2 protein-coding genes (1 of these 2 only partly in view) are annotated in these 11,695 nt (G+C 43.5%); both read right to left on the reverse strand.

What is annotated here, in order from left to right; genetic code table 11:
• A protein-coding gene (locus ACSVI6_RS04850; RefSeq protein WP_491720565.1) for a DUF5776 domain-containing protein crosses the window boundary here: on the reverse strand, window positions 1–9,339 show its start. It extends 24,210 nt beyond the left edge of the window; 9,339 of the gene's 33,549 nt are visible here — the first part of the coding sequence; the start codon lies at window positions 9,337–9,339; its stop codon lies off the left edge, out of view.
• A gap of 457 nt (window positions 9,340–9,796) precedes the next feature.
• The gene (locus ACSVI6_RS04855) at window positions 9,797–11,548 is read right to left on the reverse strand and encodes a hypothetical protein (protein WP_491720566.1); all 1,752 of its coding nucleotides are present in this window, start codon (window positions 11,546–11,548) and stop codon (window positions 9,797–9,799) included.
• Window positions 11,549–11,695 lie beyond the last annotated feature (147 nt).

Genomic DNA, 11,695 nt, shown 5'->3' on the forward strand with positions numbered 1-11,695 from the left:
AACAACCCCCTGAGTAACCATATCCTTCTTTGCACCAGTTACATCAGAAAATCCACTATTAGCAATTGTATTAGCAGAACTAAACGTTGAATTGTTAGGATCCTTAACATAATAGGAATTAACATATGAAGTTTGACTACTTTCGGTTGGGTAAGCACTTGAAATTGAACTAGCAACGCTACTTACGATAGACTGATACTGCTTAACCTTATCTACATATGCAGCAGTGGTACTATCAATTGCATCACTAACTAAAGTAGCCATGCTTAAAATTGCAGTAGAAGCTGAATTAGCTGAACTAGCACCTCCACTCATCGCAGCACTAGCGCTAGAGAAAGCTGAGGAAGCACTATTAAATGAACCAATTTGAGTGGCAATCCCACTAGCATCAGCAGCAGCCTTAGAAGCAGCTGAACTAGCTGAGTTAGTCAAATCTTGAATTGAGCTGGAATTGTTCAGCATCGTTTGCGCAACATCACTAGCATTGCTTACCGCAGTCTTAGCATTCGAAGCCTCCGAATCACCACCGGAGACGTTCCCAGCTAGATAATAAGAATTGGCAGCTGAGTCGTATGAACTCACGGCCGCAGAATAGCTATTGACATTAGACAATAGAGACGCATCGGAGGCATGTAACGAACCGGCTGCACTCGCAGCACTGATAGCGATACTAGATTGAAGCCCAGCGTCACTATTGTAGCTACTGATAGCCACTTGAGCAGAATTAGCAGCGGAAGCGTAGGTAGATAGTGTTGAGTTTGCAGAATTGGAAGCAAAAACGCTTGCGATCGTAGCATTCGCAGCAGAAACACTGGCGAAGTTACTGCTTGCTTGACTAGCATATGAAATCGCGATGCTGGCGTATAAACTAGCAAGACTGGCATTCGTCGAGTTAGCACTGTTAACACTGTTAGCAACTGAGCTAGCACTGTTGGCAGATGAAGTGTTCGTAGATGCATTGCTAGAAGCAGATGAAGCCGTCGAATCGGCAGCAGAAGCCGAATTAAAGGCAACTGAAATTACAGACAATGCTTGGTTGGCATTGCTTTTATCAATGATGGCTTGATTAGCCGCAGAAGAAGCGGTATTTTGAGCCACTGAAGCTACTGATGACTGGTAACTAATGTCATTGGCTTGATCAGACATCGCAGCCGCAGCGTTCGAAGCGTTAGTAGCGAAGGAATCCCCGAGGCTAACGTTTCCGGCAGCATAGGCACTGTTAGCGGAAACGACCGCATTCGAAACCTTAACGTAGTTAGAAGAAGCAGCGGCAATGTCACGGTTAACTTGGTTGGAAGCCGCAACGGCGTCCCCAGCAGCAGAATTAGCAGTTGATGATTGGTTCACAGCATCAGCATACGCAATTGAAGCAACCCCACTTTGGACAACTGCAACTGAATTGGCGCTAGAAATAACCGTATTGTAGGAGTTCGCAGATGCTAAGGATGCAATCTGCGTTGCAATGCTCCCGACTGAACTATTGAGTCCACTGGTGGCAACGGCAGCCGAGCGAGCGGCGGAAGCGTAACTATTGGCGGCACTAACGTATCCGCTGAGTGCGCTAGCGTCATTTGCAATGGAATTATTATAAGAGGAAGCAGAACTATTGATCGAATTTGCGCTGGCGGATCCGCTCGTAGCAGCACTACTGTTCCCAGCAGCCGCACTGGCGGTACTCTTGGCAGCACTATCAGCTGAACTAGCGATAGCTGAAGCATTCGAAGCATCATTAGAAGCGTTGCTAGCATCAGCGGCAGCACTCGATGCGGTCGATGCCGCTACACTAGCGATGCTGGCCTGAGTACTTGCAGCAGAAGCAGCAGAACTAGCGGCACTCCGCGCAGAACTAGCTGTGGAACTATCCCCACTATTTGCAGCTGAAGAAGCCGCACTCGCAGCTGAAGAAGCCGCAGCTGAAGCCGAACTGGCACCAGCTGAAGCACTGGATGCAATCGCACTTTGCGAACTGGCCACTGAACTGGCACTATTAGCCCGACTAGCAGCAGAAGATGCTGTATTAGCGGCGCTGTTGGCAGCACTTGCTTCCGAACTTGCCTGGGAAGCATACGAACTATACGCTGCGTTACTAGATTGAGCAGAGGCCGCACTCGCCATTGAACTAGCGATTGAACTAGCATCAGCAGCATTACTTTTAGCAGTTGATGCCGAATTATTAGCACCACTAGCCGCACTCGATGCCGCAGTCGAGGCAGAGTTGGCCATCGAACTGGAGCTCTGTGCATTTCCAGAGTAGCTTCCGGCAGTACTAGAGTAGCTCCCCGCAGCACTGGCATCACTGTCAGCCGCACTGGCGGAGGCGGCGCTGTTGGTAAGAGCGGTGATCGAGGTATTTAAGCCTGCTGCGGCATTGGCATCTGAAACGGCTTGACTGGCATAGGATTGGGTTGAAGATGTATACCCTGCTACTTGATTAGCAAAACTTTGAGCAACACTCGCGTAAGCAGCAGTAATCCCAGCTGCGCTTGCGGTTAATGAGTTATAACTATTAACCGCTGAATTATTCCCTAAAGATGCTGCAGATTGAGCTAAGGCATAGTATGAAGATGCTGAAGCAGAATAAGACAAAATTCTACCATTATAAGAGTTTAACCTGTCATAAGCAGAAGAAGCATTAGTAGCTGCAATAGCTGCACTAGATACTTGAGCTGATGCATCGGCACTCAATAAACTGAGTTGGCTATTAATTGAAGTGATTGAATTCTGCGCACTAATAATTACTGGATTTCCAGAATTAACGGCATCGCTAGCGTAACTATTTACAATCGCAGCACTATTAATACCAGCATTTGAATAGCTAGTTACCACTATGGAAGCCGATTGAGCTTGATCATAAGCAGACTGGGCAATACTATTTTGGGCACTAGCCCCACTAGTGATAACCCCGACTTGAGCTGCAGCGTTACTAATTCCAGCACTTGCGGAGCTAGCAGCACTAGATCCACTAGTATTCGCATTATTAACCGCACTCGATGCAGTGTTGAAGGCGATATTAGCAGCATTGGCAGCTGAACTTGCGATTGAAGCATCAATTGATGCTCTAACCGATGCACTGGATGCTAGTGAAGCATAGGTTTGGGCACTAATCTTAGCAGCCGAGGCTGAATTGTCAGCAGCCTGAGCCGCACTCGCACTACTTGCAACCTGGGCACTATATGCTAAAGCAGAAGCACTATCACCAGTTGAGTATGCAGTACTTGCTAGGATTGCATTCGAAGAGGCTGCACTATACGCATTGCTTGCAGCACTTGCGTAGCTAGCAGCAGCAGTTGATGCAGCATTAGCTGATGAATTAGCACTCGATGCGTCCGTAGTAGCACTCGTTGCATCATTACTTGCGGAGCTTGCGACAGAAGAAGCACTCGCAATGGTCACAGCGGCACTCGAAACGACCGCAGCCACGCTCGAAGTCGTAGAATCACTCGACGCATTGACTGGGTACAAACTAGCCATTGAGCTGACAGCAGTACTTTGGGAGCTGATCGAGTTAACATAGGTTGTAGCCATGCTTGAAGAAGCACTTGCCGAAACCGAATAACCCGCCGCTTGCGCACTGTAACTAGATGCACTAGATGCTTGAACAGAATTAGCATCACTAGCGTAAATTTGGGCTGATGAAACGTTTTTATACATATTGCTGACATCGGCAGCAACGGAGGAAGCACTAGCAGCGGCGTTAGAAATGTTAGCTGATTCGGTGGCCATTTCATTTTTGATACTACTCAATTGGATGTTGAGTGTTGATAGGACGCTACCAGCTCCAGATAATGTATTATAGGCCCCTTGAGCAGCACCAGCAGATGCTTGCGCTGGCAGTAACTCAGCATATCCGACAGAATAATATGATTTAGTAGCGGAACTTAATTTAGCAGAAGCGGCACTGTAAGCAGCGCTCCCGTTACTATAAGCATTGCTAGCGTTGGCCAATGGAGTTGGACTACTGGAATTTATGGTTGCCAGAGATACATTGGCCAGAGACGCAACTGAACTTTGGTCAACAATTGCTTTACTAACTGAATCAGCTAGGGAGGCATATGATGCTAAATTAGATTCAGCAGTTGATCCTTGGCTAACGTAATTACTAATAAGGGCATTGTTCGGAGTAGAAGATTGTGCAATGGACAGCGTATTGGCAGGAGCACTCGCAGCATTTTTAACTGCACTAACGCTCGTAACTGTACTTTGTGCATTAACAGCCTGTGCAGACGCATTTTGCGAGACAAGCGGCATTGCATTGGAATAGCTTGTATAAGTACTCCCGGCAGCAGAGGCAAGAGCCATTAGATTGCTTGCATTGGATTCATCGCTGGTTGGATCATAATTGAATTGGTCTAAACTACCAGCAAGCCCAGCTAGTGAATTTGCTGCATTAGCTGCTGCAGCAGCGGCTTGTGAAGCTATTACTGCTTCTCCTTGTGCTGAAGTAACTGCCGCATTAACACTGTCAATAGCAGCTTGGATTGAGGACTGTTGATCCTGTGCAGCCTTTGCATATGACTCAGCACTACTTAGAGCAGATGCCGCAGCCGAAACATCAGCACCACTTAATGATGAAACGCTTTCGTAGTATGACTTAGCAATCGATGCAGTTGATACGGCAGAAGAAGCATTTGAAAAGATTCCAACTGCTGCAGAAGAAAGTGCGTCAGAAGCTGACGATGCAGAATTTGATTGAGCCGTAGCTGTTGATGAGGCCGAAGAAGCAAGTGAAGTTTGTTGTGATACTACCAAAGTGGCAGAACTAATTCCACTAGTAATTAAACTTAGGGTCGCCTGATTACTAGTATTACCATTTGCACTTGCAACACTCTCTGCACTGCTTGCCTTAGCATTAGCAGAAGAAGCAATGACTATGGCATTATTATAGGCGCTAGAAGCAGCACTATTGGCCGCTGATGCACTGCTAGTTTGATCAGCAGCGTTAGATTTAGCGTCGGTAGCAGCTTGTGATTTTGCTGAAGCAAACGTAGCTGCCCCAGAAGCCAAAGCAGCTGCGCTGTTAGCATTAGAAACCCCTGCAGCTGCTTGAGAAATCAGTTGATCAACAACGGCTGAATTTGAACTAGCAGTTGATGCAGCAACAGAAGCAGCAGAAACGGCTGTGGACAATGCTATATAACCAACTTGAGCAGCAGCCAGTGCGGATGAAGTAACTGAAGAATCCGAAGTGGTAACATTAGCAGTCCCTGATAAAATAGTTGCATATGAACTTGCTAATGTGATGTATGCCGAAGCGTTAATTGCAGTGGCAGCAGAAGCTGCTAAGGATCTGGCTTGGCTCATGTAAGAGAACGCATAGCTGGAATTGGTAGTAGCCGAAGCACTCGCAATTGCACCACTCGTAGCTGGGTTTGAAGCTGCATTCCCAAAGAATTGTAGATTCCCATCTGAATAAGCACTGGCAGCAACGCTTAAGTTATAAATTGCAGAAGAATAATTAGCGGCAATCGTCTTTTGTGCAGAAGCAATGGTACTAGCTTGAGTGGACTGAAGGCTATTGTAGTATGAAAGAAATGTAAAGTAGGAATATTGAGAGGCAGCACTAACGGCTTTAGACCAGGCTAATGACGTTGATGAGTAAGCCGAACTAGCAAATGAGGCGGCATTGTTAGCTACTGCTGCTTGGCTACTTCCAGCCGGCACAAATAAACTTTGGTTAGCAGTAACCGCACTTTTAGCGGTAGCATAGTAGCTACCAGCAAGTGTATCTGGCTTTGATGCGTACCCGTTTTCATACCCTAATTGATAATCAATTGTATTGTTGTAAATGGCATTGTTAAAGTTAATATCATTTTGACCTTGGTTATAACCCTTAGCATAGTTCGCACCAGCAGTATAATCATTATAAAGTGATCCACTACTGCTACTTTCATTGCTGTTAGCAGTCTGGCCATCCTTACCATCATCATATGCCATTACATTCACGGTAGCTTCCTTGGTTGCTTTAATGGTGTTCAAATGGGCAGTAACATAGAGCAGATAATTTTGATAAGCAGTATTAACAAGGTTCAATTGATTGCTAGGAATCGTATAGTTCCAATTTCCGTTGGCATCTGCTTTAGTAACATAAGCAAATCCACTACTGTCACTAATATCATCAGATTTTTCAAGATTAGATCCCGCATAGAAAGAGGTCCCTGCTTTTAAATCATCTTGAGAATTATAATATGGAATCTTAATGTAAGAACCTGGGGTAGCCCATCCAGAAATGTATCCAGTAGCAGAATTATAATTAACTCCCCCGATTTGAACATCTTGAACGTGGTCCATTTCGATATAACTGCTAAGTCCCTGACTAGCTCCTGTAAGAGGTGATAGTGATTGATTAAAGGTAGTTCCGTTCAAAATGTAACCAGTGGGGGTAGTAGATGTCTTTCCAGTCGTAGGATCAAAGTATTGAGCCGTGACCCCGGTACTACTACTAGCTTCGTTTAGAATAACCCCTGTATATGGTCCATATTTGTTACCATTAGCATCAACAAATGTAACCGCTTGTCCTTTAATGGTAACTGATCCAGACATCATTACAGAACCAGAAGCATTATTAGACTTCATCTTAACTGTTTGAGGGTCATTGATAACAACATTTCCTTGGGCGTTAATTAAAGTAATTGCACCTGTACCATCAACATTTACAGTAAAGACTGACTTACTAGATAAGTTCATGCTACTACTTCCAGAAATCAGAATTGCAGAAGTAGAGACACCCTGTAGATTCTTCCCAGTAATATTCAATTGTCCCTGGTTAGAAACGTTAATACTAGAAGCTCCATTTAGGTAGATAAATCCAGAACTATTTTGAGCCCCGGCATTTGTGACCGAAAGTTTAGCGCCGCTAGGAACGCTACCGTCCGAATTCACGTTTAACTGGGCCCCATTAACAACGTTAATGTTCCCACCACCAGCTGAATAAATTGCAACTGGTAGATAATAATTACTTCCCTGATTAAATGTCGCATTCGTGTTAACTCTGGGGTTGACGTTTAAAACTGCCCCGGCATTCACGTTCACGTTCCCAGTTCCCATTAAATAGATTCCAGCATTCGCAGCATTTGCTACTGGATCTTCACCATTTTGCCCAGCAGGCGATAGGGTAACGTTAGCCCCATGATCAATAGTGGCATTCCCACCAGCGGAAATTTCCAAAACGTTTCCATCGTAGGTAGATCCACTAAATGTAACCCCTGGTAAAAATTCCACGGAAGCCACTTGGAAGTTTTGTTGGTTCGAACCACCGTTAACAGACGAACCACCCATGGCATACCCTTCTGCTTGGGCAATTCCGTTGGTTAAATTTCCTACGTTATTATTCGTAGGCATCGTTCCGGTATTATATTGCGCATTTACAGCATAGGCATCGTAGTTTTGTCCACCGTTAATAATAACGGTACTCTTGACCGGATTATCATTAACATTGATGGATCCGCCGTTTTTAGTAGCGGTAGTATCAGCAATATTATTAGGGTTCCCTAAGTATAGGTTCGTAGTCGTTGCGTATGCTAGTTGGCTCCCAGTGTAGGTAAGATTATCATAATACAGATTCTGCCCACCAGTAGTCCGAGCGGTAATCGGTCCGTAGTAATCAGTCCCGAAAGCAGTTAGATTCTGCATTACCACCGTACTAGCTTTCTGAACATCATATGAAGCACCAGCAAAATCAATGGTGGATGTAGTCCCGTCATTTCTTAGCCCATTTACAACAAAAGAGTTACCATTATGGGAAGAAGCGATTTGATCAGTCCAGGAAGGATATTGACTCCATAAGTTAAAGTTACTATCGACATTAATGTGGGTTATACTGGCATTCCTCATTGCCGCATCAAATTGCGATGCCGTTGTAACGTTAATGAACCCACTGGCCGTCGCTGCACTATTGGCATTCACAGATGCCTGTGATGCTGTCGCACTGGTGGCACTGGAAACTATCGTAGCATAGCTGCTAACGGTTACCGTCCCAGCACTAAGGCTTGATAACGCATTACTATTGGCGGTGTAATAACCGTTAGTTGCTGATACAGCGGATGCGGCTGAACTATATAGACTCGTCATCGAAGAGGCGTCTAAAGTGGCCCCATTTGCCGAAGCACTTGAAGCAGCCGATAGTGCCGCCGATAACGAATTTAAAGTGGTTAGTACATTGGTTGCAAACACACTTTGTAGCGTCATTGTCGTAACGTAGGCAGATAAGCTACTGTAGGCTGAACTAGCGGACAATGCCCCATAACTAGCCGCTTGACTACTGGTATTGGTCGATGAATCGGCGTAACGAATCGACAAGATGTTCGCAGAATTTGCAACCGCAGAAGCTGAAGTTACTTGGCTACTTCCCTGTGAATATTGAGTCGCTACGTAATTAGCAGAAGCAATCGCTGCACTAACACTAGCGATGGCTGAAGTTAGGCTATTGGTATCAGTATCACCTAATCCATCATCAGCATCCCGATACAACAACTCCACGTTCGCCGCATCCGAAGCAGATAGCTTGTTAACGTCTAACGTTGAAACAACGTTATTGGAATTAGCTACTACCGTTTGTAAATCGGATATTTGAGAAGATGTAACATAAGCACTATCACTTACGTTAGCAGCACTAACTGAGATCACGCTAGATTGAACTGCATTGTCTGAAGCAGTACTAGATTGATCAGTAGTCGAACTGCTATCTTGTGAAGAGCTATTCGAAGTCGATGAACTATCAGTACTCTTAGTTGTACTACTAGATACAGTCGCCTTAGCAGCTAATGAAAGCGCAGCACTAGATAGACTAGCATCTTTACTGATACTGTCACTAGAAGTAGAGTTAGAACTGAGTGAACTAACACTGAGTGAACTAGCGTTATCGCCACTGGCACTACTTGCACTTTGCTCATTTGAAGAACTGCTGTTATTAGCAGAACTAGAAGCATTATTATCGCTTGATGAACTAGCAGAAGTCGTACTGCTGGAATCCTTAGCAGCACTCGTATCAGTCGCGCTACTTGTTGAATTACTGTTTTGATTAGAAGCATTAGTTAGGCTTGAACTAACGTTATTTCCACTATTATTAGCAGTACTAGAGTCAGCACTACTTGAACTACTAGTCGTGCTAGAACTTGCATTGGTGCTTGAGTCCGCATTATATTCATCACGATCCGCATTCGAACCGTCAGAAGTATAGTTAGCATCCCCAGTCGTGTCGGCATGAACCGTCTCGTTGGCGATGGCAGTTCCTCCACCAAGTACTGTTAACATTGATAAGGAAACAACAACCCATTGCTTCTTAACTTTTCTAAGTACTTTTTTATCATTTACTTTATTAAATTGATATTTGTTATAAAGCAAAGTAATTCCCCCTTATGTTTGGATATTACTATTGATACAATAATTAATCAATTGTCTCATTATACTGATCGATACATAATTCCTATTTAAATTTATCGTTAATTTTGCCCCTAAAAGGCGATAAAAATTATAACAGACAATAGATATTCAACTGTCATTATACCACCAGTTGACCTTATAACAATAGTAAATAGAATTATTATAATATTTCTGTGTAACAATTAGATACAACAGTATATTATTTGAATATCAAAAATCTTCATTAAAATAAAAAATAAGCAACTAACTTGTAAAGAAGCCAATTGCTTATTTATATTATTCGATTTTTTAATATTTTATTTATAGAGATATTTGTTTAATAAGTCTGTAACAGTGAAACAAATTTAATCACCCAACATTCCCCAAAATTTGGAATTACTTATTAAAAATGCACTTATTGTACGCTTTTTAATTTTTACTAATAAAGTGCATTGCCGACCAAAATGAATCGATCGCCGTCAACCCACTGCAATTTTTTAAACCCATGCCACTTAATTTTGCGGACATAGTATAACATTACAGTGCGGCGGTAGAGTCCCAAACGTTTCAAGCGGGCATCATAAAAACTGATTCTGGATTTATGACTAGCTTTTTTGCGTTGGCCATAACGAAAAATCGTTTTCCGATTATAAGAATCGTTCGGATGGATGATGAGCTTATTATTGAACGCTTCCACATACCCTTCCAGATAGGAACGGGATTTATTCGCTAGCTCCTTAGAGACAATGTGATCATCCCTAGCCTGGGCCTTCCCTGCTTGATATTCATTTTCAAAATTAGCATGGGCGTTTTGATACTCTTCGGCAAAATTGGCCTTGCCATCAGAAAAATCACCTAATTCAGCAGCCATCTGCAGTAATTGACTAATATCAGCCGCTGAATTAGCACTAGCAACGGCCTGCCCTAGCCTAGCAGTCTCACGACGCAATTCACTAATTGCACTATTCCCACTCGCAATCGTATCGACGTTCGCGGATACCATTTGGTTCGCATAGTGAATCCTTGATGCGTTCGAACTCATTTTATTTAATCCACTGTCAATGATACTCCCCGCCGTTGAGACCTTACTAGCCAGCTGATTCGTTGCAACGTAATTTCGATTCGTATAGGCCTTGCTAATTGAAACGTTGAACGAATTAATATTGGCAACCGCAAGGGACGTAATTTGATCAACATTTTGATTATCACTATTGAGTGAGTGAATCACCGCAACTAACGACTGGGTCTGTTCAAAAGCGGCTTGTGCACTATCTTGAAAGGATTGAGCTATAACTTGATGGCTCATCGCCTGTGAAGCTGCACTTGCAGCCATATTATCATGAGCTAACGAAGCAAAGTGCGTAAGCTTTTGTTGACTGTCGATCAGCATGTTAATATTTCTCATCGCAGTAGCAACCAATGATTTCGTCGTCAGCTGCTCATTATCGACCGCAGCGTTAATCGAGCTAGCCTCATGAATCGGAGCTGCGACTCGACTTAACACCCCTGCCAGCGAATTACTGAACGACTTAGCCGCTGAATTTGCGGACTGTGCACTTTGCATCAATTCACGTTCTTGGGCGAGACTATCGACCCTGTCAACGACTTGGTTGTAAGTCGAAAGCATGGTCGAACTATTTAATTTGATCGTGGCTAAGTCATCATAAAAATTGGTCCGTAGCTGGGATAGCTGGTGGCCAATCGATTGAATATCGATCAATAACGACTGCAATGAATCGTCATATGTGACCTTTCCAGATAGGGCTGCTGCAGAACTAGCTAAGCTCTTATAAACGTCGGCAATGCCAAAATTAAGCGCATCAGCATAGCTATTTGCCAATGCCATGTATGAATCCATCGTATGGTTCATTTGATCAGCGGATGCGGTTAGCGAGCGGGCCATTTGGTTATTACTATCGACCTGTTCTAAGTATTGATTAGTCAATCCTAAATTAGACTGTGCGATTTGGTTCAAGCTGTTCGCCTGGCTACCAGTCAAGCTTGCTTGCCAAATTTGATTTTTTAATTCGAGGTCATTGGAAAAATCACTAGTTAATTTATCGATCATATTAATCGTTCCAATAACGCCGTCATTAATATGGGAGGTATCTTGGGCGTAGGAACTAATTTCATTTCCAATACGACTAGCTTGACTAGCCGCATTATTAATTTCGTTTGCTAAACTATTCATTAAATCAACTTCCATACTATGCTTATTATGTTTTTATAATTGGATTCACTTTATTAATGATACATTAAGTTATTTCGGTTGTAAATTATTTTGCGAAGATATTAAGCACCCGTTAATCGCTAGCTGAAGCGCTTTAGAAGCAATTTT

Source organism: Nicoliella sp. ESL1106 (assembly GCF_058509965.1).